The organism is Streptomyces sp. NPDC032822, from assembly GCF_055578825.1.
Window position 1 is genome coordinate 73,048 of record NZ_JBVIOL010000015.1, and the last position, 26,312, is coordinate 99,359.

Below are 26,312 nucleotides of genomic sequence, written 5' to 3' on the forward strand. Positions count from 1 at the left end.
CCATGAACGACGCCGCCTCGACGAACCCCGGCCTGCCGCTCACGGCGGCCCAGCACGGCGTGTGGGTCGCCCAACGCCTCGCCCCCGACAGCCCGCAGTACACCTGCGGCATCTACTACGACGTCCCCGCACAGGTGGACCGCGCCCTGCTCGCCCACGCCGTGGAGCGGGCCGTGGCCGAGACCGAGGCGCTGCGGGTCCGCTTCCACGACGACGGGGAGACGGTCCGTCAGACGGTCGACCCGTCCGCCACCGGCGAGCTGGCATACGTCGACCTCAGCGGTGAGGCCGATCCGGCCGGAGCCGCCCGGGCCTGGATCGACGCCGACCAGGCCCGGCCCGTCACGGTCACCGACGACCGGCTGTTCCGGCACACCCTGCTGAGGCTCGGACCCGACCGGCACTGGTTCCACTTCCGCTACCACCACATCCTCCTCGACGGCTACGGACAGGTCCTGCACTGCCGCCGACTGCTGGAGGTCTACACGGCACTCGCCGCGGGCGAACAGCCTCCCGCGAGCGGCTTCGGCACCCTGGGCGAGGTCCTGGCCGAGGAGCACGCCTACCTCGGCTCTGCCCGCCGCAAGCGCGACAGCGCCTACTGGCAGCGGGAGTTCGCCGACCTGCCCCAGTCCACCGAACTCGGTTCCGGAGCCACCGGACTCGCGCCCAGCCTGCCCGCCACGACCGGCCGTCTGCCCGAGGACACCGCGCTCAGGGTGCGCGCCCTCGGCGGGGCCCGCTGGTCCCTGCCGGTGATCGCCGCCATGGCGGCCCACACCCACCGCGTCACCGGCGCCCACGACGTCCTCGTCCGTGTCTTCATGGCCGCCCGGCTCAGCCCGCACGCCCTGGCGACACCCGCCATGCTCGTCAACGACGTCCCGCTGCGGATAGCCGTCGACGGGTCCACCACCTTCGCCGAACTCCTGGACCGCGTCGCCGCCCGCCTCGCCGAGGCGAGCCGCCACCAGCGCTACCCGCACGACGAACTGCGCCGCGACCTCTCCGCCTCGGCCCATCCGGGGACCCTGAGCGGGCCGTCCGTGAACGTCCTCTCCTTCGCCGCCGCCCGCCTGCCGTTCGGCCCCACCGAGGCCCAGGCGCACCAGCTCGCCTCCGGCCCGGTCCGCGACCTCGCCCTGCACGCGTACGGCGACCCCGAGGCGGGCGACGGCATCGAGCTGACCGTCAACGCCCACCCGGGACGCTTCACCCCCGAGACGGCCGCCGCCCACCGCGACCGCTATGTGCGCCTGCTCACCGCCGTCACCGAGCGGCCCGACCTGCCCATCGGCGCCGTCGACCTGCTCGACGACGCGGAACGCGCACGTTTCCACACCCGCAACGACACCGCCCACGCGAGCGACCCGCGCTCCCTGGTGGAGCTGTTCGAGGCCCAGGACCCGGCCGCCGAGGCCGTCGCCTTCGAGGGCGAGCGGCTGACGTACGGCGAACTGGGCGCCCGCGTCAACCGGCTCGCGCACGCCCTGCGCGCGCGGGGCGTGGGACCCGAGTCACGGGTGGCGGTGGTGCTGCCCCGCTCGCTGGACCTGATCGTCGCGCTGTGGGCGGTGGTGAAGACCGGTGCGGCGTACGTGCCCGTCGAGACCGGCTACCCGGCCGACCGGATCGCGTACGTCCTCGCCGACTCGCGTGTGTCGTTCGTGATCGACGAGGACAACGTGGGCTCCCTCGGCGACGGCGAGCCCGCCACCGACCCCGGCGTCGTCCCGCGGGGGGACCACGCCGCGTACGTCATCCACACCTCGGGCACCACCGGCCGTCCCAAGGGCACCGTCGTCACCCACGCCGGCATCACCAACATGCTGGCCTGGATGCAGGACGAGTACCGGCTCACCCCGGCGGACCGGGTCGTGCACAAGACACCGGCCGGGTTCGACGTGTCGGTGTGGGAGGTGTTCTGGACCCTCACCCGTGGCGCGACCCTCGTCGTCGCCCGCCCCGACGGCCACCGCGACCCGGCCTACCTGGCCCGGCTGGTCCGTGACGAGCGGGTCAGCGTCATCCACTTCGTGCCCGCGATGCTCGGCCCGTTCCTGGACGAGTACACCTGCCTGCCCACGGACGCGCTGCGCATGGTCAGCTGCGGCGGCGAGGCGCTGCCCGCCGGGCTCGCCGACCGCTTCCACCGCGAGTGCGGCGTCCAGCTGCACAACTCCTACGGGCCCACCGAGTTCTCGGTGACCGCCACCTCCCACGCCTGCGTGCCCGGCGAGCCCGTCACGATCGGCACGCCCACCCACAACTCCCGTGCCTACGTGCTCGATCCCGCCCTGCGGCCGGTGCCGGACGGCGTCACCGGCGAGCTGTACCTGGCGGGCGTCCAGCTGGCCCGCGGCTACTTCGACCGGCCCGGCCCGACCGCCGAGCGCTTCGTCGCCGACCCCCACGGCCCGGCCGGCACCCGGATGTACCGCACTGGGGACCTGGTGCGCCGACGGGCGGGCGGTGACCTGGAGTTCGTCGGACGTGCCGACGACCAGATCAAGATCAACGGGCAGCGGGTCGAACCCGCCGAGGTCGAGGCCGTCCTGGCGTCGGTGCCCGGTGTCGAACAGGCCGTGGTTCTCGTCCACGACTCCGAAGCGGGCGCCCGGCAGCTCGTCGGCTATGTGACCGGCACCCCTCGGGCCGATCCCCGGAGCCACCTCGCGGCCCTGCTGCCCGCGCACATGGTGCCGGTGAGTGTGCTCCTGCTGCCGTCGATCCCGGTGACCCCCAACGGCAAGACCGACCGCGCCGCCCTGCCCGCCCCGGCCCGGCAGGTGAGCGGCCGGGCCCCCGCGACCACCACCGAGCACCTCCTGCACAGCATCGCCGCCGTACTTCTGGGCCGTCCCGAACTGGGCGTGGACGACGACCTGTTCGCCCTCGGCGCGGACAGCATCCACGCCATCCAGCTCGTCAGCCGCGCCCGCCGCCAGGACGTGCGCCTCACGCCCCAGGACGTCTTCGACCACCCGACGGTCGCACGACTCGCCCTCGTGGCCACGACGGCACCGGCGGCCCCGCCCGTCGAGGACGACCCGGTCGGCGAACTCCCCGGGACACCCATGTCCCGGCGCCTCGCCGAACGCGCGGGCCCCACCACCGGCTACGCCCAGTCCCTTCTCCTGGCCGCCGGGCCGGAACTGTCCTACGACCGTCTGTCCGTCGCCCTGCAGCGGGTGCTCGACCGCCACGACGCCCTGCGCATGCGCGGCCGGCACATCCGGCCCGTGGGCGCCGTCCGGGCCGAGGACTGCCTGACCCGCGCCCGGGACGAGGATGTGGCCGGGCAGAAGGAGGCCGCGCGCCGCGCGCTGTCGCCGGACGAGGGGGTGATGGTGCGGGCGGTGTGGTTCGAGTCCGGCCGGCTGCTGCTCGTGCTCCACCACCTCGTCGTCGACGGCGTGTCCTGGCGCATCCTGCTGAGCGACCTCACCGAGGCCCTCACGGGCGCCGAACTGTCCCCGCCCGGGACCTCGCTCCGCCGCTGGGCCGGACACCTGCGTGCCTCCGTGGACGAACTCCCCTTGTGGACCGACCTGTTGTCGACCCCGGAACCCGTGCTCGGCACCCGCCCCCTCGACCCGGCCCGGGACTGCCACGGCACGGCCCGCTCGGTCACCGTCACCGTCCCGGCCGACCTCACCGCCACCCTGCTGACCACCCTGCCGGCCGCCTACCGGGCCAGGCCGGACGACATCCTGCTCGCCGCGCTGTCGGCTGCCGTCCAGCGCCACCGGGGTGAGGGACCGGTCTTGGTCGACCTGGAGGGCCACGGCCGCGACCACCTGCCCGAGGGCATGGACCTGTCCACCACCGTCGGCTGGTTCACCCGTATCCACCCGGTGCGCCTGGGCCCCGGCACCGGGACCGGCGCCGACCTGATCAAGCGCACCAAGGAGGAGCTGCGCGCGATCCCCTTCGGCGGCCGCGGCCACGACCTGCTGCGCGAGGAACTCACCGGACTGGCGACGCCCCAGATCTCCTTCAACTACCTGGGCCGCCTGGACGCGACCGACCTCGGCGGTTGGCAGCTCGCCGACGGCGCGACGGCCGTGGAACTCCTCGCCGACGACACCCTGGCGCTCACCCACACCCTCCAGATCGACGCCCATGTCCGCGACGGCGAGCTGACCGCCGGGTGGACCTATGCCGCCGGTGTCCTCACCGAGACCGACGTACGCGCCCTCGCCGAGGCGTGGACGGACGCCCTGGCCGAACTGGCCGCGCACACCCGGGGCGGGCTCACCGTCTCCGACGTGCCCCTCGTCCGGATCACCCAGGAAGAACTGGACAGGTTCCGGGGTGCCACGGACATCCTGCCGCTCTCCCCGCTCCAGGAGGGCCTGCTCTTCCTCGCGCTGTACGAGCCCGACGACCCCTATGTCGGCCAGTTGGTCCTCGACATCGACGGCGGCTTCGACCGCGACCGGATGAAGGCCGCCGCGGCATCGCTGCTGCACCGGCACCCGAACCTGCGCGCCGGCTTCCGCACCCGCCCGACGGGCGCCGCCGTCCAGGTCGTTCCCGCCGACGTGAAGGTGGCGTGGAAGGAGGAGCGGGAGGAGACCGGCCTGGAGGAGTTCCTCGCCCGGGACCGGGCACGCGGCTTCAGCGTCGTGCGGCCGCCGCTGATCCGGTTCACCGCGCTCGGTGACCGCCTTGTTGTCACCCACCACCACCTGCTGGTGGACGGCTGGTCGCTGCCACTGCTGGTACGCGAGCTGTTCACGCTGTACGGCGGCGACGAGCTGCCCCCGGCGCCCGCCTACCGCGACTACCTGGCCTGGCTCGCCGAGCAGGATCTGGACGCCTCGGCCGAGGCGGTGCGGGAGCGGCTCGCCGGCCTGGCCGCCCCCACTCTGATCGCCCCCGCCGGGCACACACCCGAGGGATACGGCTCCCACGAGGTCGTCCTGCCCCACGCGCTGACCGACGCGCTGACCTCCGTGGCCCGCGCGCACGGGCTCACCCTCAACACCGTCTTCCAGGGACTGTGGGCGCTGCTGCTGGGCGACCTGACCGGACGGGACGACGTCGTGTTCGGCGCGACCCTCTCCGGCCGTCCGCCCGAGTTGCCCGGCGCGGAGTCGACGATCGGGCCGTTCATCAACACCCTCCCGGCCCGGGTCCGGATCGAGCGGGACGAGCCGCTGGCGGCGCTGCTGGCCCGGGTGCAGAGGGAGCAGCAGGCGCTGCGGCCGCACCAGCACGCCTCCCTGGCGAAGGTCACCCGCTCGTCCGGCTTCGAGTCGCTGTTCGACACCATCATCTTCTTCGAGAACTACCCGACGACCGACGGCATCGAGGCCGGCGGGCTGCGCCTGGCCCACGCCGACCTCGCCGAGCGCACCCACTACACCGTCAGCCTGTACGTCTTTCCCGGCGAGCGGCTGCGGCTGCTGTGGGGCTACCGCACCAGTGTCCTCGGCTCGGAGGCCGTGACACGGCTGGCGGACCGCCTGACCGAACTGCTCGGCGAGGTGGTGGCCGGACTCGACGTACCGGCGGGGGAGTTGACGGCCGTGTCCGAGGAGGACCGGCTGCTGATCATGGGCGAGCGCGCCACCGACCCGTCCGACGGCCGGGAGCCCACCGGGCCGGGCCGGGGCGGGGTTGCCCGCACACCGCAGGAGGAGATCTTGTGCGGCATCGTCGCCGAGGTCCTCGGCGACGATGCGGTCGGTGTCGACGACGAGTTCTTCGCGCTGGGCGGCACGTCGATCCTGATGATCCGGCTGGTCCACCGGGTGCGCGACGAGTTCGGCGTCGACCTGTCCCTGCGGGACGTGTTCGCCGCCCCGACCGTCGCCGGGGTCGCCGAGCGTTTGTCGGACATCGGCCCGCAGGCCAAGCGCATCATGGCGGACGAGCGGCCGGCCCGCGTCCCGCTGTCGTTCGCGCAGGAGCGCATGTGGTTCCTGCAGCGGCTCCAGAGCAACTCCGGCTCCTACAACGTCCCCATCCAGATCCGGCTGACCGGCCCCCTGGACGCGGACGCGCTCGGCGCCGCGCTCGCCGACCTCGTCGCCCGTCACGAGGCGCTGCGCACGCTCTACCCGGAGGACGACGAGGGACCGCACCAGGTCGTGCTGCCCCCGGACACGCCCTTCGCCATGGAGGTCGTAGGGGACGCCGGCCCCACCCCCGAGCTGGCCGTCTCCGCCGGCCGGCCCTTCGATCTGGCCCGCGACCTGCCGATGCGGGCGACGCTCTACCCGACCGGCCCGGACACCCACGTACTGCTGTTCGTGGTGCATCACATCGCCACCGACGGTGCCTCGCTGCGCCCGCTGACCGAGGACCTGTCCGCCGCCTACCGTGCCCGGCTCGGCGGCAGCGCGCCCCACTTCCCCGAACTGTCCGTCCAGTACGCGGACTTCGCGGTGTGGCAGCGCGACACCCTGGCCGGTGACCTGCCCCGGCAGATCGACTACTGGAAGCAGAACCTGGACGGCCTGCCGCCCGAGGTCACCTTCCCCGGAGACCGGCCGCGCCCCGCGGTGGCCACACACTGTGGCGACCACGTGGAGTTCTCCGTCGCACCGGAGCTCTATCAGCGGGTCCTCGACCTGGCGGGCCGCACCCGCTCCACCCCGTACATGATCCTCCAGGCGGCCGTGTCGACGTTGCTGACCCGGCTCGGCGCGGGCGAGGACATCCCGCTCGGCGGCATCATCGCCGACCGGCCCGACTCGGTGCTCGACGACGTGGTCGGCGTGTTCATCAACACCCTCGTCTACCGCGTCGACACCTCCGGCGACCCCCGCTTCGAGGACCTGCTGGACCGCGTCCGCGAAACCGGCCTGGCCGCCTACGCGCACCAAGGAGTGCCGTTCGAACGCCTGGTGGAGGAGCTGAACCCGGAGCGGTCCCGGTCCCGGGCCGCCTTCTTCCAGGTGATGCTGGCCTGGCTGGACCTCACCGACGCCCGCATCGACCTGCCCGGCGTGCGCGCTGAACCCGGCCCGGTGACCAGCGGTACGTCCAAGTTCGACGTGCACTTCGACTGCCATGTCGAGGGCGACGGGCTGCTGTGCCGCCTGGAGTACACGACCGACCTGTACGACCGGCGCACGGCCGAGAGCTTCGCGGCCCGCTTCGTCCGCGTCCTGGAGACCGTCACCGCCGACCCGGCGCTGCGGCTGTCCGAGGTCGACGTGCTCGACGCCGAGGAACGCGCCCTGATGCTGGAGGGCTGGAACGACACCGCCGTACGGTTCGACAACCAGCTGCCGGTGGTGGAACTGTTCGAGAGGCACGCGGCCCGGCACCCGGACGCCGAAGCCGTCCGCTTCGAGGACGAGCGGATCACGTACGGCGAGTTCAACACCCGGGTGAACCGGCTCGCCCATGCCCTGCGCGAGCGGGGTGTCGGGCCCGAGGCACGGGTCGCCGTGATGCTGCCACGCTCGGTCGACCTGATGGTGGCCCTGTGGGCGGTGCTCAAGGCGGGTGCCGCGTACGTGCCCATCGACACCGGCTACCCGGCCGACCGGATCGCGTACATCCTCGCCGACTCCGCCGCCCGGCTGCTGATCTCCGACCGGGACGTCGACGGCTTCGAGCGGATCACACCCGACGCCGAGGGGCCCGCCCGGAACCCGGGGGTGACGGCCCACGGCGACAACGCGGCGTACGTCATCTACACCTCGGGCTCCACCGGCCGCCCCAAGGGCACGGTCAACACGTACGCGGGCATGGCGAACCGCCTGTACTGGATGCAGCGCGACCACCGGCTCGCCGCCGGGGAACGCGTGCTGCAGTCCACTCCGGTCAGCTTCGACGTGTCGGTGTGGGAGGTCTTCTGGACCCTCATGTACGGCGGCACCCTCGTCGTGGCCCGCCCCGACGCCCACCGCGACCCGCTCCACCTGGAGCGGCTGATGCGCGAGGACTCCGTCGCCGTCGTCCACCTCAGCGCGTCCATGCTCGGCGCCTATCTCGCCGAGACCCGGCTGCCGGGCTCCGTGCGTCTGGTCGTCTCCGGCGACGAGGCCCTGCCCGCCGAGCTGGTCCGCCGATTCCACGAAGACTCCCGCGCGGTGCTCCTCAACGCCTACGGCCCCACCGAGGCCGCCGTCGACGTCACCGCCTGGGCGGCGCCGCCCGACACCGAGACCGTGCTGATCGGCGCGCCCGTCGCCAACACCCGCGCCTACGTGCTCGACGCGACGCTGGCACCGGTCGCCCCCGGGGCACCCGGTGAGCTGTACGTCGAGGGCGTCCAGCTGGCCCGCGGCTACCTGGACCGGCCCGCTTTGACCGCCGAACGGTTCGTCGCGAGCCCGTACGGGCCGCCCGGAGCGGTGATGTACCGCACCGGGGACGTGGCCCGCTGGACGGCGGACGGCGAGCTGGAGTACCTCGGCCGCGCCGACAACCAGGTCAAGCTGCGCGGCTTCCGCGTCGAACTCGGCGAGGTCGAGGACGCGTTGGCCGACCACCCGGCCGTCGCCCAGGCCGCCGCGGCCGTGCACGGGCAGTGGCTCGTCGGGTACGTCGTGCCCGCCACCCCGGACGTCCCGGTCGACGCCGAGACACTGCGCGACCGGCTCTCGGCACGGCTGCCGGAGTACATGGTCCCGGCCCAGATCGTCGAGCTGGACGCCATGCCGCTCACCCCGAACGGCAAGCTCGACCGCAGGGCACTGCCCGTCCCGGAGCAGACCCACGCCTTGGGACGCGGGCCGCGCACCCCGCAGGAGGAGATTCTGTGCGGGCTGTTCGCCGAGGTGCTCCAGGTGGGCGCGGTCTCGATCGACGACGACTTCTTCGCACTCGGCGGCCACTCCCTGCTGGTGACCCGACTGGCCGGCCGCATCCGGGCCGCGCTGGACGTCGACCTCGAACTGTCGGTCCTGTTCGAGGCGACGACCGTGGCGAAGCTCGCTGCCCGGCTCGCCGGGAGCGGACCGCGTCGCGGAGGCGTCACCGCACAGCCGCGCGAGGGGCGCCTGCCGCTGTCGTACGCCCAGGAACGCCTGTGGTTCCTGCACCGCTTCGAGGGCCCGTCCGCGACGTACAACCTGCCCGTCGCGCTGCGGCTGACCGGTGACCTCGATGTGGCCGCCCTCACGACCGCTCTGGACGACCTGGCGCTGCGGCACGAGGCACTGCGTACGGTCTTCGCCGAGGACGGGGAGGGCGCCCACCAGATGGTCCTGCCGTCCGTCCCACCCCTGACCGTCGTCCGCGCCGACGAGGACGCCCTCGAAGAGCGCGTCGCCGACGCGGTCCGCACCCCCTTCGATCTCTCCGTCCACCCCCCGCTGCGCGCCACCCTGTTCGACCTCGGCGCGGGAGAGCACGTGCTGCTCCTCGTCCTGCACCACATCGCCGGCGACGGCGCCTCCATGGCCCCGCTCGCCCGCGACCTCGCCACCGCCTACGCGGCCCGGACCCGGGGAGAAGAGCCCGACTGGGCCCCCATGCCCATCCAGTACGCCGACTTCGCGGTATGGCAACGGCGCGCGCTCGGCGCGGCCGACGACCCGGACAGCACCCTGGCCCGCCAGCTCGACCACTGGCGCACGACCCTCACCGGACTGCCCGAGCAGATGGAGCTGCCCTTCGACCGGCCCAGGCCCGCCCTGCCCACCCACCGCGGCGACACCGTGCCCATCACGGTCGCGCCCGAGGTCCACGAGGCCCTGGTCCGGCTCGCCCGCGCACACCACACGACCGTCTTCATGGTCGTGCATGCCGCGCTCGCCACCCTCCTGCACCGGCTCGGCGCGGGCGACGACATCGTGATCGGCTCACCGGTCGCGAACCGCACCGACGACGCCCTGACACCCCTGGTCGGCTTCTTCGCCAACAACCTCGTCCTGCGCACCGACCTGAGCGGCGACCCCGGCTTCACCGAGGTGCTGCGCCGGGTGCGGGCCGCCGACCTGGCCGCCTACGCGAACCAGGACGTTCCGTTCGAGCAGGTCGTGGAGGTGGTCAACCCGGCGCGCTCCACCGCCCGGCACCCGCTGTTCCAGACCGGCCTGAACTTCAACAACGCCGACCAGCAGGCCGCCCTCGACCTGGCCGTCGACCTGCCCGGCCTCACCGCACGCGTCCGGCCGGTCGCCTCGCCCGCCGCCAAGTTCGACCTGTCGTTCTTCCTCACCGAGCGGCCCGAGGGCGGGGTGCACGGACTCCTGGAGTTCGCCACCGACCTCTTCGACCGGGACTCCGCCACCCGCATCGCCGAGCGCTTCACCCGACTGCTCACCGCCGTCACCGCCGAACCCGGCCGCCCGGTGGGGGAGTTCGACATCGTGGACGGCGACGAGCGGCGGCTGTTGCTCACCGAGTGGAACACCACCGGCCACGAGGTGCCGTCCCAGACCCTCACCGAACTGATCGAGGCCCAGACCGCCCGCACCCCGGACGAGCCCGCCGTCGTCTTCGGCGCCACAGAACTGTCGTACGCCGAACTCGACGCCCGCGCCAACCGCCTGGCCCGGCATCTGACCGGCCTGGGGGCCGGTCCGGAGCGCTATGTCGCCGTGCTGATGCCGGCCAGCGAGCACATTCCGGTGGCGCTGCTGGCCGCTCTGAAGACCGGCGCCGGATATCTGCCGCTCGACCCGTCCCACCCGGCCGACCGGCTCGCCTTCATGCTGGCGGACATCGCGCCGGTCGCCGTGGTCACCACGGCCGAACTCGCCCGGACCGTCCGCTCGTCGACGGACGCCCCGATCGTGCTCACGGACGACCCCGCCGTCGAGGACCAGCCGTCCGGCCCACTCACCACCGTCGTCCGGCGGCCCGAACACACCGCGTTCGTCATCTTCACCTCCGGCTCCACCGGACGGCCCAAGGCGGTCATCGTCGAACACCGCTCACTGGTCGCCTATCTGGCCTGGGCGACCCACGAGTACCAGAGCATGCGCCGCCGCGTCCTGGTGCACTCGCCGGTCTCCTTCGACCTCACCGCGACCGGCATGTTCGGCCCACTGATCTGCGGTGGCACCGTCGAACTGGTCCGCTGGTCCGGCAGCGGCCCCGACCCGGACGCCCACGTCACCCGGCCCGACTTCGTCAAGGCCACCCCCAGCCATCTGCACCTGCTGGGCGTGGGACCCGAGGAGTACTCGCCGGGCGGACAGCTCGTCCTCGGCGGCGAGTCCCTCCTCGGCGACGTGCTGGACGCCTGGCGCACCCGGCACCCCGGCGTGACCGTCCTCAACGAGTACGGCCCGACCGAGACCACCATCGGCTGCAGCGTGTTCCGCATCGAACCCGGCGCCCCCGTCCCGCCCGGCGTCATCACCATCGGCACCCCCGCCTGGAACACGCGGATGTACGTGCTGGACGCGCTGCTGCGCCCGGCACCAGTGGGCACCGCCGGCGAACTGTACGTCGCGGGCGACCTCGTCACCCGCGGCTACCACGGACGCCCCGGCCTGACCGCCGGACGCTTCGTCGCCAGCCCGTTCGGCCCGCCCGGGTCCCGGATGTACCGCACGGGCGACCTGGCCCGCTGGACGGCCGCCGGCCGGCTGGAGTTCGTCAGCCGCGTCGACGACCAGGTGAAGATCCGCGGCTTCCGCATCGAACTCGGCGAGGTGGAGGCCGTCCTCACCGCCCGGCCGGGCATCGACGCCGCCGCCGTGGTCGTCCGCGAGGACACCCCCGGCGACAAGCGCCTCGTCGCCTACGTCGTGCCGGAGCAGGGTCACCCGGCGGACCTGGCCGCCCTGCGGGCCGCCGCCGCGCGGGCCCTGCCCGACTACATGGTCCCGGCCGCGTTCGTCGTGCTGGAGACCCTGCCCCTGACCGCCAACGGCAAGATCGCCCGTAAGGCGCTGCCCGCTCCCGGCCGCACCGCCGAGAGCCCGGGCAGGCCGCCCGCCGAGGGCACCGAGCGGCAGGTGGCCAACCTCTTCGCCGCCGTCCTGGGTGTGCCCGAGGTCGGCGCCGACGACGACTTCTTCCGCCTCGGCGGCCACTCCCTGCTCGTCGCCCGGCTGGTCAACCGGATCCGCGTCGGCCTCGGAGTGGAGGTGACCGTCCGGGAGGTCTTCGAGCAGCCGACCGTCGCCCGTCTTGCGGAACTGCTCTCGGACCGCCCGACGAAGACCTCCTTCCGGCCCCCGCTCAGCCGGCGTGAACGGCCCGAACTGGTACCCCTGTCGGCGGCACAGCGACGGATGTGGTTCCTCGACCGGCTCGACGGCCCCTCCCAGACGTACACCATCCCCGTCGTGCTGCGGATGACCGGCGCCCTCGACCCGGACGCCCTGCGGGCCGCCTTCGGTGACCTGGTGCGGCGCCACGAAGCGCTGCGCACGGTGATCGCCGAGGGACCCCAGGGGCCGCACCAGGTCGTTCTCGACACGCAGCCGCGCTTCGCGGTCCGCTCCTCGGACCCGGCCGACTTCGACGCGAGGGTGGCGCAGGCCGCCCGGACGCCGTTCTCCCTGGACCACCAACTGCCCGTCCACGCTGCACTGTTCACCGACGGCAAGCATGAACACGTCCTGCTGCTGCTCCTGCACCACATCGCGGGCGACGGCGCGTCCATGCGGCCCCTCGCCGAGGACCTCTCCACGGCCTACGCCGCCCACCTCGCCGGCCGCGCCCCCGACTGGGCTCCGCTGCCCGTCCAGTACGCCGACTACGCGCTGTGGGAGCGCGAACTGCCCGCCGACCGGCTCGGCTTCTGGACCAGGGAGCTGGCCGGGATCCCCGACCAGACCGAACTGCCCACCGACCGGCCCCGGCCCGCTGTCGCATCCCGGCGCGGCGGCACGGTGCCCTTCACGGTCCCGGCCGCACTGCGCGTCCAGGTCGACGCACTCGGCCGTGACCGGGGCGCCAGCGCCTTCATGGTGCTGCACGCCACGCTCGTCACCCTGCTGACCCGGCTGGGCGCCGGCGACGACATCGTGATCGGAACACCCGTGGAGGGCCGCCCGGACACCGCGCTCGAAAACCTCGTCGGACTGTTCGCCAACACTCTGGTGCTGCGCGCCGACACCTCCGGCGCCCCCACGTTCGAGGAACTCCTCGATCGGGTGCGAGCGAGGGACGTCACGGCGTACGACCACTCCGACGTTCCGTTCGAGCAACTGGTCGAGGCCCTCAACCCGGCGCGCTCCCGCTCCCGGCACCCCCTGTTCCAGGTCATGCTGACGGTCAACCAGGAGGCGATCGCCCCCACCCTGCCCGGACTTGAGGTGACCGTCGGAGACCTGCACGGCGACCTCGCCAAGTTCGACCTGTCGCTGACGCTCACCGAGAGCGGCGAGGGCGGCTGGTGCGGATCGGTCGAGTACGCCTCGGACCTGTTCGACCGCGCCACCGCCGAGGACGTCGCCGCCCGCTATCTGCGTCTCCTGGAAGAGGTGACGACCGACCCGGCGCGTCCCCTGCACGCCTTGTCCGTTCTCACCCCCGCCGAGCACGAGGAGATAGTCGTCCGGCGCAACGGAACAACCTTGGCGCTGCCGCAGACGTCGCTGCCGGAGATGTTCGAGGCACAGGCGGCGCGCACCCCACACGCCGTGGCCGTCGTCGGGGACGGCACGGAGCTGACCTACGACGAGCTGAACCGCCACGCCGACCGGCTCGCCCGGCACCTGACCGGGCTCGGGGCCGGACCGGAGACCGTCGTCGCGGTCGTGCTGCCGCGCCGCCCGGACGTGGTGGTGGCGCTGCTCGCGGTCCTGAAGACCGGAGCGGCCTATCTGCCGGTCGACCCGGCCGACCCACGGGCACGGATCGACGCGCTGGTGGCCGACGCGGGCGCCGCGATCGTGCTCACCGAGGACGTGCTCGCCGCCGCTGCGCGGACACGCGCGGACGGTGGCCTGGGCGTCCGCGTCCACCCCCGCCAGGCCGCCTACCTGATCCACACCTCCGGATCGAGCGGCCGCCCCAAGGGGGTGGTCATCGAGCACGGGGCGCTCGCCGCCTATCTGAACGAGGCCGCGGCGATGTACCCGGCCGCGTCCGGCGAGTCCCTGGTGCACACCTCGCTCGCCTTCGACATGCCGGTGACCACGCTGTTCACGCCACTGGTCACGGGTGGCCGGGTGCGGTTCGGCGAACTGGACGAGGACACGCCGACCCCCGGCCTGCTCAAGGTCACCCCGAGCCATCTGCGGCTGCTGGAGTCGCTGCCCGACCGTGTCAGCGACGCCCGGAACCTGGTCATCGGCGGCGAGGCACTCGACGGCACCGCCCTCCAGGCGTGGCGCGAGCGGCACCCCGAAACCGTGGTCGTCAACGAGTACGGTCCCACGGAGGCGACCGTCGGCTGTGTCGTCCACCGGCTCGAACCGCACGACACCCTGGGCGCGGGGCCGGTGCCCATCGGCCACCCCATCGGGGGCGCACGCGTGTACGTGCTCGACGAGCGTCTCCAGCCCGTCCCCGACGGTGTGTGGGGCGAGCTGTACCTCGCCGGCGCCGGACTCGCCCGCGGCTACGCCGGGCGGCCCGGCCAGAGTGCCGAGCGTTTCGTCGCCGATCCGTACGGCCCGCCCGGCACCCGGATGTACCGGGTGGGCGACCGGGCCCGCTGGAACCGCGCCGGGGTGCTGGAATACGCCGGACGCGTCGACGACCAGGTCAAGGTTCGTGGCTACCGGATCGAGCCCGGCGAGATCGAGACCGCGCTGACCGCGCTCGACGGGGTCGCCCGAGCCACCGTGATCGCCCGCGAGGACCGTCCGGGCGACCAGCGGCTGGTGGCGTACTTCGTCGCCGAAACACCGCTGGTGGCCGATGAGTTGAAGGACCGGCTCGCCACCGTCCTCCCCGCCCACCTCGTACCGTCCGCGTTCGTCGAGGTCGACGCGATCCCCCTGAACGCCAACGGCAAGCTCGACCGCAGGGCACTGCCCGCTCCACCGGACACCGCCGGTACCGGCCGGGCGCCGCGGACCGAACAGGAGGCCCTGCTGTGCGGGCTGTTCGCCGAGGTGCTGGGGGTGCCCGAGGTCTCCGCCGACGACGACTTCTTCGCACTGGGCGGTCACTCCCTGCTCGCCATCCGTCTGGCCGGCCGGATCGCTGAGACGCTGGAGGTCCGCTTCAGCCTGTCCGCGCTTCTCGAAGCACCGACCCCGGCGGGACTGGCCGGCCACCTCACGGAGGGCGGCCACCTCACGGAGGGCGGCCCGCTCGCCGCGTCGTGGGTGCCGGACTCGGAAGCCGAGCTGAGTCCCGCCCTGCGCTTCACGCCCGGCACATCCCCCGCCGTGCCGCACGCCGCCCCGCATGCCGGTGGTCCTCAAGAGATTCTGCTGACCGGCGCCACCGGGTTCGTCGGAGCCTTCCTCCTGGCCGAGCTGCTGCACCGGACATCGGCGCGGGTGCACTGCCTCGTCCGTGCGCGGACCGACGCCGAGGCGGGTGAGCGGCTGACCGGGACCCTGCGCCGCTACGGCATCGACCTCGGGCCGACGCCGGACGATCCGCGGCTGCATGTCGTCCGGGGGGACCTGGCGGAAGTGGACCTCGGCCTCGAACCCGCGGACTGGACGAGGCTGCGCGAGCAGGTCGACACGATCGTCCACAGCGGCGCACACGTCCATCACCTCTCGCCGTACACCCGGCTGAAACCGGCCAACGTGGAGGGAACCCGGACCCTGCTGCGCCTGGCCGCCGAAGGCCGGCCGAAAGCGTTTCACCACCTCTCCACCCTCGGTGTGTTCGGGCCCGGCCAGGACTCCCGGCTGGTCACGGAGGATTCACCGATCGACGGTGAGAAACACCCCTTCGGAAACGGGTACGCGGCGAGCAAATGGGTCGCCGACCGGCTCGTGGAGCGTGCCTTCGAGCGGGGGGCCGCCGGCGGCATCCACCGGCTCGGCCGCATCTGGGCGCACACCTCGACCGGTGCCGTCAGTGCGGACGACATGTTCTCCCGACTGCTCACCAGTTGCGCCGCGCTCGGCTGCCATCCGGTCGGACCGGATCTGGAGGAAGCGCTGCTCCCCGTCGATGTCCTGGCCCGCGCCGTCGTGGGGCTGATCCTGACCGGGACGGGAACAGGCCGTGTGCACCACCTCCACCACCCGCGAAAGGTCGGAGCCGGCGCCTTCATGAGCGGCTACGACCGGATGCGCGGGACGGTCTCCGAAGCGGTCCCGCTCACCGTGTGGCTGCACCGCCTGCGGCGCGCGAGCGAACGGGGACAGGACCTGCCGATCCTGCCCTACCAGGCGTATCTCGAAGAGCACGCGAGGAACGCGCCGGATCCACAGCGGCCGACCCTGGAATTCGAGAACGACAGGACGCTTCAGCGCCTGCGCGATCTGGCGGTCGCGATCCCGGACGTCGACGACGACGCGATCTCCCGCTACTGGGACTTCGTCGAACGCTGAGGCGAGCAGCGCGGAGCAGCCTCCGCGGCCCGGCTTCCTCCGACCACCCCTGCGGCCCCTCGCACCGTCCGCCGGCGGACGGCTGGCGCGAGTTCCTGATCACCACCCACACCTCCCGGACCACCGGCCACAACCGTGGCCCAACGTCCCGCACCGGCAGGCGAAGCGCCTCCGGCTCCCGAAAGGAACACCGACCCGACATGACCAACCCCTTCGAGAACCACGACGGCACCTACCAGGTCCTGGCCAACGACGAAGGCCAGCACTCGCTGTGGCCCGACTTCACCGCCGTCCCCTCCGGCTGGACCACCGTCTTCGGCCCGGACAGCCGCACCGCCTGCCTGGAGTACGTCGAACGCGAATGGACCGACCTGCGCCCCAAAAGCCTCGTCCGGGCCATGGGCGAGTGACGCGGACGCAGAGGACGAAAGGGAACACACACGTGAGCAGCGTCGACATGACGCAGGCACCGGACGCCCCGGCGAGCGCCGACGGCACGGTGCGCTACGGCGCCCCCACCCTGGCCCGGCTCGGCCATGTGGCGGCGGAACTCCTGGACCAGGCGAGCGACCGGGTCGACGACCCGGCATGGGTGGCCCTCGCCCGGCACGCCTGGGAGGACGTCCCCGCCGAAATTCGACGCACCGTCAGGGAGTTCCGCAGGCATTCCGGCCCCGACGGTGCCCTCGTCCTCAGGAGGCTCCCCATCGGTGCCGCGCACCTGCCGCCCACCCCCATGGTGAAGGACTCGGTCCAGCACGGCCCGTCCCTGACCGCGGCAATGCTGCTGCTGTTCGCCGCTGGGCTCGGCGACCCGGCAGCGTTCGCAGCGGAGAAGTCCGGTGCCCTCGTCCAGGACGTGGTGCCGGTGCCCGGCCAGGAGACCGTCCAGGGCAACGTCGGCTCGGTCGAACTCACCTTCCACACCGAGAACGCCTTCCACCCCCACCGGCCCGACTACGTGATGCTGCTGTGCCTGCGCCCCGACCACGACGGCGTCGCCGAACTGCGCACCAGCTGCGCCCGACGCGTCCTGCCGCTGCTGACATCCGGCACCCGGGAGGCGCTCGGCAGACCCGAGTACGTCACCGAGGCACCGCCCTCCTTCGGCCCGGTCGGCGAAGGCACCGCGCATGCCGTGCTCACTGGCGACCCGGACGACCCCGACTGGTGCTTCGACGAGGCGGCCACCAAGGCAGCGACCCCCGAGGGCCGAGCCGCCCTCACCGAACTGGCCGCGGTGGCGCACCGCACGTACACCGGGGTGCTACTGCGCCCCGGTGACCTCGCAGTCGTCGACAACCGGATCACCCTGCACGGCCGTTCCGCGTTCACCCCGCGCTACGACGGCCGCGACCGCTGGCTCCAGCGGACCTTCGCCTTCAGCAACCTGCGCCGTTCCCGCGACCACCGTCCCGGCGACGGAATGGTGCTGGTCAAGTGAGCCCCCCAAGTGACATGGGCCCGCGACGCGTTACGCGAACCGCCGACTTGAAAGGTACGTGCTGACATGACCGAGACCGACCGGACGCCCCTCGCGGTGTTCGAACGTCGCGAGTCGAAGGTACGCAGCTACTGCCGCGACTTCCCGGTGGTCTTCGAACGAGCCGCCGGACACCATCTGTGGGACACGTCAGGGCGCCGCTATGTGGACCTCCTGTGCGGGGCGGGCTCGCTCAACTACGGCCACAACCCGCCCGAGATCGTCGAGCGGGTCACGGCCTACCTCACGGCCGGCGGCCCGGTGCAGTCGCTGGACCTGCACACCACGGCCAAGGCCGACTTCCTGGAGCGGTTCACCAGCCTCGTCCTTCAGCCGCGCGGCCTCGGCGACCACGTCGTCCAGTTCCCCGGACCGGCCGGAACGCTTGCCGTCGAGGCCGCCCTGAAGCTGGCCCGCAAAGTCACCGGGCGCACCGAGGTGATCGCCTTCACCGGAGGCTTCCACGGCGCGTCCCTCGGCGCCCTCGCCGCCACGAGCTCCCCGCTGCTGCGCGGTGCGGCGGGCGTACCTCTGACCGACGTCACGATCCTCCCGTACGGCGACGCGGTCGAGCCCGATCCGTTCGCCTCCCTGGAACACGCCCTGGGCCCGGGTGCGGCGACGCCACCGCCCGCCGCGGTCCTGCTGGAGACGGTCCAGGGCGAGGGCGGACTGCACACCGCTCCCCGCGCGTGGCTGGCCCGGATCCGTGAACTCGCCGACGCCACCGGCACGCTGGTCGTCGTGGACGACATCCAGGCGGGCTGCGGACGCACCGGTACCTTCTTCAGCTTCGAGGACGCCCCCGAACTCCGCCCCGACATGGTCTGCCTGTCGAAGTCCCTCAGCGGAATGGGACTGCCGATGGCGGCACTGTTGATCCGGCGCGAGATCGACCGTTGGGCGCCCGGCGAGCACAACGGTACGTTCCGTGGCCACAACCTCGCCTTCGTGGCGGGCTCCGCGGCACTGGACCACTGGACCGACCCGCACTTCACCGACCACGTCGCGGAACTGAGCGCCGCAATCCGCACCAGCCTGGCGGGCATCAGCGACGCTCTCCCGGTGGGTACTGCCGAAGTCGTCGGCAAGGGAGCGATGAGCGGACTCAGATTCCCCGCCTCCGGCAGGGCCGAGCGGATACGGGAGGCGTTGTTCCGCGCAGGCATCGTCGCCGAGACCTCGGGGCTGGGACATGTGCTGAAGCTCCTGCCGCCCCTGACGATCTCTCTCACCGAGTGGAAGGAAGTGGCGGACACCTTGGGCGACACCGTCCAGGCAGTGGCTACGGCGTAGTCGCCCGACGACCTGGGGACGCGCCGGGCCGCGCGCCGCGGCCGTCCCCAGGGCCGGGGGTGTGTTCAGCCCGGAGCCGTGGAGACCGGCGCTCACCCGGGAGGTGCCCATGTGGCTGTGGTCAAGCAGTGACCGGGGTGGGCGGTTCGTAGAAGGTGCCGTCGCGGAGCATGGTGAGGAGTACGTCGGCTCGGGCGGACGAGGCAGAGGATGGCCTGGGTGTGGTGCCTGCCCTGGGCGATCTTCTTGATCTTCCGAAGGGCATCCTGGTCCGGCCGGCAAGAGGCGTCCGTCCGGTGCCCATACGGCCGCCACCACGACTACGAGACTGTCGCACCGATCTACGGGGAGGCTTGCTGCGCCCGGGATTCGAAAGGTGTCGCGTCCCTCGGCGACTTCACCGGCCGTGCCTGGACCGTGGCCGACCTCGTGCTGGTGCGCAGCGACCTGCCGACGTCCGGGGTGGCGGGCGGGAAGCCCCCTACGAAGCGGTCACCCGCCGGCCGCTCGGAGGGGCCGGTCAGGCTCGGTCCCGTGAACCCCAGGATCCGGAACCGGATCATGGCCGGTGTGCTCGTTCTGATGTTCGTCCTGCTCACGGTGGAGGCGGCGCTCGGACAGCAGCCGGGACAGCCGCGCCGTAGGCCGAGCGCCGCCCCGTCCCGACGACGGTGGCGGCGACCGCGAACGAATGCGGCTGCGAACGAATGCGGCTGCGACCGCTACCAGGCGAAGGCCTCCGGGGAGGGGCCCGGCCCCGGGAAGATCTCGTCCAGCCCGGCCAGCAGCTCCTCGCTCAGATCCAACTCGGTGGCGCGCAGGGCGGATTCGAGCTGCTCCGCCGTGCGCGGGCCGACGATCGGGCCGGTCACGCCAGGACGGGTGAGCAGCCAGGCCAGGGCAGCCTCGCCGGGCTCCAGACCATGCTTGTCGAGCAGGTCCTCGTACGCCTGGATCTTCGCGTGTACGTCAGGGCCGGACATGGCGCCCGAGGCTCGCCCCTCGCTGCGCCGCCCCCCCTTGACCTCCTTCTTCAGCACGCCGCCGAGCGCACCGCCGTGCAGCGGCGACCACGGGATGACGCCGAGGCCGTACTCCTGCGCGGCCGGGATGACCTCCATCTCGGCGCGGCGCTCGTAGAGGTTGTACAGGCACTGTTCGCTCACGAGGCCGATGGTGCCGCCGCGACGGGCGGCGATCTCGTTTGCCTGGGCGATCTTGTAGCCCGGGAAATTGGAGGACCCGACGTACAGGATCTTCCCCTGCTGGACCAGTACGTCGATCGCCTGCCAGATCTCCTCGAACGGGGTGTCCCGGTCGACGTGGTGGAACTGGTAGACGTCTATGTAGTCCGTCTGGAGCCGCTTGAGCGACGCGTCCACGGCGCGCCGGATGTTCACCGCCGACAGCTTCTCGTGGTTGGGCCACACCGCGCCCTCCGCACCCATGTTGCCGTACACCTTGGTGGCGAGGACGACCTTGTCGCGCCGCCCGCCGCCCTTCGTGAACCAGTTGCCGATGATGCTTTCGGTACGGCCCTTGTTCTCGCCCCCGTACACGTTCGCCGTGTCGAAGAAGTTGATGCCCGCGTCCAGCGCCGCGTCCATGATCGCGTGGCTGTCGGCCTCGTCGGTCTGCGGACCGAAGTTCATGGTGCCGAGGACGAGTCGGCTGACCTTGAGGCCCGTGCGTCCCAGTTGCGTGTACTTCATGGACCGCACGCTAGTCGCGTGGAGTGCGCTCTAGGCAAGGGTGCGACTTCGCGTCCCGCACCAAAGTGACACACCCCTGCCACGCAACCAACCACTGCTGCCGATCACCGGCGACGACTGCCATGCACGCGGACTGGGGCGTATCCGCGAGCCGGAAGACTCCTCCGCCTCCGCCCCGGACTCCAGCAGGGCACAGACAAGGTGCAGCGCGGAGAGCGCTCAGGGCGCGTTGGACCGCTCCGCCCACCGTCGCAGCAACCGGGCCCGTTTGTCGGCCGTCGCCCGCTGCCCTGCCTGGACCGCGGCCTCAGCCGTGTCCGGCGCGGGCAGCAGCGCGATGGTGGGGCGCGCCGCGTGGTGCCGTGCTCGGTCAGCCGGACCAGGCGGCCCACAGCCTCCTCGGCCCGGCCGGCGAAGAGCGCCGACATACCGAGGCTCCACTGCGAGGCCGCGCTGAAGACGCGCACTCCGCGCGGCACCCAAGGCTCGATGGCCTGGGCGGCATGGTCCGCGACGGTCCGCTCATCACCTCGTGCGGCCACCGGCCATCCGCGACCGGTGCGCTACCGCGACGCTGACTTGTCGTCGCCGATCTCCTGCGCCACGCGGAGTCCCTCGATGACATTCCCCTCGGCCAAGGCCGAGGATCCCTGCGTGATGTCGACCGTCACGGTCTGGGCCAGCAACCGGGCCAGGGCCGCCACCTGGTCGGTGTGCCGCAGCCGGTCGATCTCGCGGTGGAGGCCCTCCCCAGGGACGTGCTCGATGTCCCAGGCCGCCACCAGCGGTGCCGGTGGCGTCAGAAGCCAGGAACTGCCGCTGAGTTGGCTGAAGCCCTCACCGCCGAGTGCCACCTCGGGATGCTGCGGGGCGAGAACCTCGAAAGATGGTCGTCAAGCTCTGAGCCTGCCACCGGCAAGCCGAGCGAGGAGCTCGCCGCACGCACGCACACGCGGGCGGGCCCCTCACCGAGGCCGACACCGGCAGTTTCACCAGAAAGCAGCATGCTCGTCGTTCAACCACAGGCGTTCGGTGAGGTCGCGGCGACGGTGACCTGGGCGGTCCAGGCCCCGGGTTCCCGGGGTGGATCCCAGGTCACGTCGACGCGCTCTTCGTGGAAGTCGTATGCGAGTCCTACCACCATGGCCACTGCGGCGGCCCGCGCCTCGGCTGGGTCGGCGTTGACCGGAACGTCGGTGAGATGCCCGCAGACCATCCCGCCTTCCACGGTGAGGACACTGTGGCGCCAGCCCTCCGGCGTCGCGAGCAGGACGATGCCCTTCGGCATGCCAAAGGGAGGTCGCCTCTTCTTCTCCCGCTCTCGTCTCACCATGAAGCCATCCAACCTCGTCGGCTTCCTGACGGTTCAGGCGGGCGGAGCGTCAGGCACCGCGGTGGGGCTTGGCACCGACTTTATGGTGGGCGTGACGGGTGGTTGGTCGCTGGCTCTTCGAGCCTGGCGGCCTGCTTGGGCCGGGGTGGGACGGTTTCCGTGCACCAGTCGGGGAGCCGGTCTTCGCGTGCAGGTTCCCAAGATCTGTGCCAGACCCCGGCGCTCACCTACAAAGCCCGCGGACCCGTCTGCGGTAGGCGGATCCGTGGCCAGGCTCTGTCCGGGTCGGCGCTGTGCACGTGCTTCACCGGCAGGCGAGCACGGTGTCCGTGACGTGGTCGGTTTCTGTCCGGGTGAGTTCGGGCGCGATGGGCAGGCAGAGGGTACGGCTGGTGAGGTCGAGGGCGTGGTCCGCGGAGTCCACGCGGTGGGGGATCTGGGTGAAGGCGGGCTGTTGGTGGGGGAGTACCGGGTAGATCTGTTCGGTGGTGATTCCGGCTGCGGTGAGCTGGTCGGCCAGGCGGCGGGCCTCGTGCGCGGTGGGAAGGGTGATCGGATACTTGTCATAGGTGTGCGGGCGGCCGGGTGCGTCGTCCGGTGTCTGCAGAGCCAGGCCGGCGAACGCGCGGTTGTACTGGGCGGCGATGTCGCGGCGTTGTCCGATCCACTGCGGGAGCAGACCGAGCTGGTGCGTGATGACGGCTGCGTCGAGCTCGCTCAGCCAGCCGCGGTGACCCGGGACATGGTGGACGTGGCGGTCCTGGTGCCGGCCCAGGTCGATGAGTTGGCGCAGCACCGGGACCATACCGGGGTCGTGTGCGATGAGCAGGCCGGCGTCGCTGAGGCCCCCGAGGTTCTTCCCGGCCCACATGGAGAAGCAGCCGATGTCGCCCAGAGTGCCCGCCGCCCGGCCGTGATGAGTGGCGCCGGCAGCCTGCGCGCAGTCCTCGATGACGGCCAGGCCGTATTGTGAGGCGATCGCGTTCAGGGCGGTCATGTCGGCACACTGGCCGTACATGTGGACCGCGATCACGGCTTTGGTCCGCGAGGTGATGGCAGCCCCCACGGCTTCGGCGTCCAGGGTCCGGGTGAGCGGGTCGATGTCGGCGACGACCGGGACGGCACCTGCGTGAGCGGGTGCGAAGCTGGTGGAAACGAACGTCAGCGCCGGCACGATCACCTCGTCACCCGCGCCGATACCGAGTGCCCGGCAAGCGGCCTCCAGAGCCATCGTGCCCGAGCTGGCGCCCACAGGATGGCCTCCCCACACCCGGCCTGTCAGGCGTTCCAACTCCCGTACGCGGGGACCGCCGTGGAACACGCCGCTGGAGAGGACCTCGTCGGTCAGACGCAGAACCTCGGCGCGCATGGCCTGCAGACGCCGGCCGTGGACCTCGGCGGGAACGGTGAGAACGCCCGGCGGGACAGTAGTGCTCATCAGGAGGGGACATCCGTTTCCGAGTACCGGCGCCGACGGACGGGCCGGGAAAACACCAGGGGAAGGACACGGGAAAACGGGCTGGCACACGACCTTCGAAGGCTCCCGGTTGCCGCTTAACGATCGAGGTGGCGAGAGGCTCCGCCCGTGCGCTGGTGATATCGGTGCGTCGTCTCTAGGCATTCAACCGGTGCCGACAGGCGGCCCGACGAAAGACGGGATGTCAACCAGGGGACGTCAACAGGCCGCACCGCTCGTCCAAAACGGTGATGCCAAGGTGCGGGCACGCCAATGGCCCGGCCGTCGTGCCGAGTGGATGCCTGGTTCCACGGCCCCGGGAGCGCGCTGTTCGCGGACCGGGACTCCGCCGACGGGCCTGAGGTGGGGAGGGCATCGAGTCGGATGAGGGTGGTCGTGATCGCTTCGGTCCAGGGGCAGTGGGGCGCGGGGCGCGGGGCGCAGAGTGCGTTGTCGGCCGGTGGCGTCGAGTTGGGCGGCTGTGGAGAGCAGCCGTAGTCGCAGGCGCCGGCCGGGGCTGCCGAAGTCGGGCCCTGCCGGTGAGAGCGAGCAGCGACATCCAGTCCGACAGATCCCGTACGAGCCGGGACGATCACCATTCAACCCTGGCTCAGCGCCGCCCACGCAGACGCGAGTTGCGGGCCGGAGGCCCACGCTGCACGGATGCGTTCCTTGGCGTGGGCCCGACGGCGGTGTCGCGGTTCCCGTTCGGCAACCGGACTGTTCCTGGCGTTGGTGGCGAAACAGGTCAGCCGCACACCGCCGGCGCCGGTGACCCGTAACCGGGCACCCTGGGCGAGAGCGCTCGTTGCGGACGATCCGCCGTATGTATTCCTTGGGCCGGCCGGTCAGGCAGTCGCCACCATGCTTCACGAGCACTTCACCACTCCCTGGATCCCCCGGGGAGCCTAGATCACGGTCACGCGGTCACGAAGGTCGTCACGCTTCGAGCGGGAAGCGACGAGGTGAAAGACCTGTTCGACACACCGGTCGTACCCTGGGGCGCGACGTTCCGGCTCGCATCAGTCAGCCAGGACGAGACGCTGGACACCGTGCCGTTCGCCAGGGAGAACTGCTGGCTCACCGCAGCAGTCCCCTTGTTGACGGCAACCACGACGACCGTGGACTGACCGCCCCGGTACGCCGAGACGTAGACGTTCGACGCCGGGTTCGCCGTCGCCTCGACGCGCACATATCCGGGGCGGACGAACCTGGCGAAGTGCGCCATGCAGGCGCCGCGCTTGCTGATCTGACCGTCCTCCCGCATGGGGCCGTAGCTGCGCCGGATGTACCACCAGATGTATGCCTGGAACTCGGCGTCCACCATGGCGCGGTGGATGTGCTCCCCGACGTCGAGCGCCTGGGGCCAGAGGTCGGCCGAATCACTGCTGTTGGGGTGGTAGACCTCGGTCATCCAGAGTTCCTTGCCGGCACCCTTCTGCTTGAAGAGGGGATAGGGGAAGTTGGAGAAGGCCGTGCCGTAGAGGTGGGCCCCGATGATGTCCACGTTGGCGAGCGCCACGGAGTCGTTGAGGATCGGGTCCGAGATGTCCTTCCGGTACTGGAAGGACTCGGGTGCGATGACCCTGGTGCCGATCGAGCCGGCGTTCTCCCGCATGAAGCGGAGGATTTCGGCGGGGGTCCACCACGTCCAGTCGTGAGCGTAGTCGGGCTCGTTCTGCACCGATATGCCGTACAGGTTCACCCCGTTGTTCCGCATGAACGTGCTGAAGTCGTTGAGGTGCTGGGCATAGGCGCCGTACATGTTGTACCTGAGGCGTTTCGCATCGGTCTGAGTACCTCGGACGAAGGTCTCGACCATGCTGGCGGGGGGATTCCACGGCGACGCGATGACGGTCGCCCCGAGCTCGATGGCGCGCCTGGCCGTCGCTACATCACGGCTCCAGGCCGCCTGGGTCTCGGGGACGGGGATCCTCAGCACGGAGAACCCCAGCCGGCCCTCGCCAGTGCCGAATGCCGTGTCGCGCTGGGCGGCTGTCAGGTCGCCGATCCAGGCCGTGTGGGTCATGCCGCCGAAGCCCCGGATCGTCTGCCGCCGCGCCGACGGGTCGATGACCGCGGTGGCGGCCGTCGCCGCCCCGGCCTGCGTAGCCCCCAGGGCCGACGTCGTGGCCGTGAGGACCGGCAGGGTCCCCAGCGTGGCCAGGACGGTCCTCCGGCTCGGCGATCTGCGCTCGCCGCTCACGGGTTCGTTCCGCTCTTGCGTCACGTCTCCTCCTCTTGCTCGTCGGTGCAGATCTGTCTCCGCCCCACGGGTGGGAGCGCTCCCACCCGCGGGAAGGGCTACCCGCTGTTCCAGTTCGGAGGGGGTACTGCCGGTCGTTGCCTCGACCTGCCCAGGGCGGCTGGGGGAGCCACCCCTTGTCGTTCGGTATGGCGAACGGCATGCAAGATTTCGCGTTCTTGGTCGGTCGGCAAGTTAACGACTGCCACTCGCCACCGCAAGGCCCAGTGCGCGATGAAGTGCGGGCGGGATGGTCCGCACCGAACGCGGCGAAGCATCACAAGGATGGCCGCCCGAGGGCGGGCGGCAGGCGAGCGTCTACCGTTGAACCGTTCTGACCGGGTGTCCCGGGCTTGAGGTCTTGGGCCGCCTCGTGAGTCGCGTCGGCTACTGGACCAGCCCGAGCGCCACGGCCTCCTGGACAGTGACGTCCCCGGCCGC

9 protein-coding genes and 2 pseudogenes are annotated in these 26,312 nt (G+C 71.8%); 4 read left to right on the forward strand and 7 right to left on the reverse strand.

Features of this window, described 5'->3' with window-relative positions; all coding sequences use genetic code 11:
* Window positions 1-2: 2 nt before the first annotated feature.
* The 4 genes from ACZ5VD_RS33215 to ACZ5VD_RS33230 all read left to right on the forward strand — a co-directional run bounded on the left by ACZ5VD_RS33215 (window position 3) and on the right by ACZ5VD_RS33230 (window position 19,125).
* Window positions 3-16,346: an amino acid adenylation domain-containing protein gene (locus ACZ5VD_RS33215; protein ID WP_468684322.1), complete on the forward strand. Its 16,344-nt coding sequence runs from the start codon at window positions 3-5 to the stop codon at window positions 16,344-16,346.
* A gap of 200 nt (window positions 16,347-16,546) precedes the next feature.
* The gene (locus tag ACZ5VD_RS33220; protein ID WP_468553314.1) at window positions 16,547-16,756 is read left to right on the forward strand and encodes an MbtH family protein; all 210 of its coding nucleotides are present in this window, start codon (window positions 16,547-16,549) and stop codon (window positions 16,754-16,756) included.
* A 32-nt stretch (window positions 16,757-16,788) separates the two neighbouring features.
* Entirely contained in the window at window positions 16,789-17,790 is a 1,002-nt protein-coding gene (locus tag ACZ5VD_RS33225; protein ID WP_468553313.1) for a TauD/TfdA family dioxygenase, read from the forward strand.
* A 66-nt stretch (window positions 17,791-17,856) separates the two neighbouring features.
* Entirely contained in the window at window positions 17,857-19,125 is a 1,269-nt protein-coding gene (locus ACZ5VD_RS33230) for a diaminobutyrate--2-oxoglutarate transaminase (protein WP_468684324.1), read from the forward strand.
* A gap of 722 nt (window positions 19,126-19,847) precedes the next feature.
* Here ACZ5VD_RS33230 and ACZ5VD_RS33235 read toward each other — a convergent pair.
* From ACZ5VD_RS33235 to xynC, 7 genes and pseudogenes are all read right to left on the reverse strand, one after another.
* On the reverse strand, window positions 19,848-20,837 hold the full coding sequence (locus tag ACZ5VD_RS33235; protein ID WP_468684325.1) for an aldo/keto reductase: 990 nt from the start codon (window positions 20,835-20,837) through the stop codon (window positions 19,848-19,850).
* Between the two features lie 563 nt (window positions 20,838-21,400).
* Window positions 21,401-21,691: a hypothetical protein gene (locus ACZ5VD_RS33240; protein ID WP_468684326.1), complete on the reverse strand. Its 291-nt coding sequence runs from the start codon at window positions 21,689-21,691 to the stop codon at window positions 21,401-21,403.
* Between the two features lie 161 nt (window positions 21,692-21,852).
* Complete coding sequence (locus ACZ5VD_RS33245; protein WP_468684327.1) at window positions 21,853-22,125, reverse strand: hypothetical protein; 273 nt, start codon at window positions 22,123-22,125, stop codon at window positions 21,853-21,855.
* A 349-nt stretch (window positions 22,126-22,474) separates the two neighbouring features.
* Window positions 22,475-23,608, reverse strand: a complete 1,134-nt coding sequence (locus ACZ5VD_RS33250; protein WP_468684328.1) for a DegT/DnrJ/EryC1/StrS family aminotransferase — start codon at window positions 23,606-23,608, stop codon at window positions 22,475-22,477.
* A 374-nt stretch (window positions 23,609-23,982) separates the two neighbouring features.
* Window positions 23,983-24,200: pseudogene (locus tag ACZ5VD_RS33255) on the reverse strand (IS1380 family transposase); the annotation flags it as partial.
* Between the two features lie 67 nt (window positions 24,201-24,267).
* Window positions 24,268-24,487 (reverse strand): annotated as a pseudogene (locus ACZ5VD_RS33260) (IS1380 family transposase); the annotation flags it as partial.
* A 58-nt stretch (window positions 24,488-24,545) separates the two neighbouring features.
* On the reverse strand, window positions 24,546-25,856 hold the full coding sequence (xynC, locus tag ACZ5VD_RS33265; protein WP_468553307.1) for a glucuronoarabinoxylan endo-1,4-beta-xylanase XynC: 1,311 nt from the start codon (window positions 25,854-25,856) through the stop codon (window positions 24,546-24,548).
* Window positions 25,857-26,312: the final 456 nt, after the last annotated feature.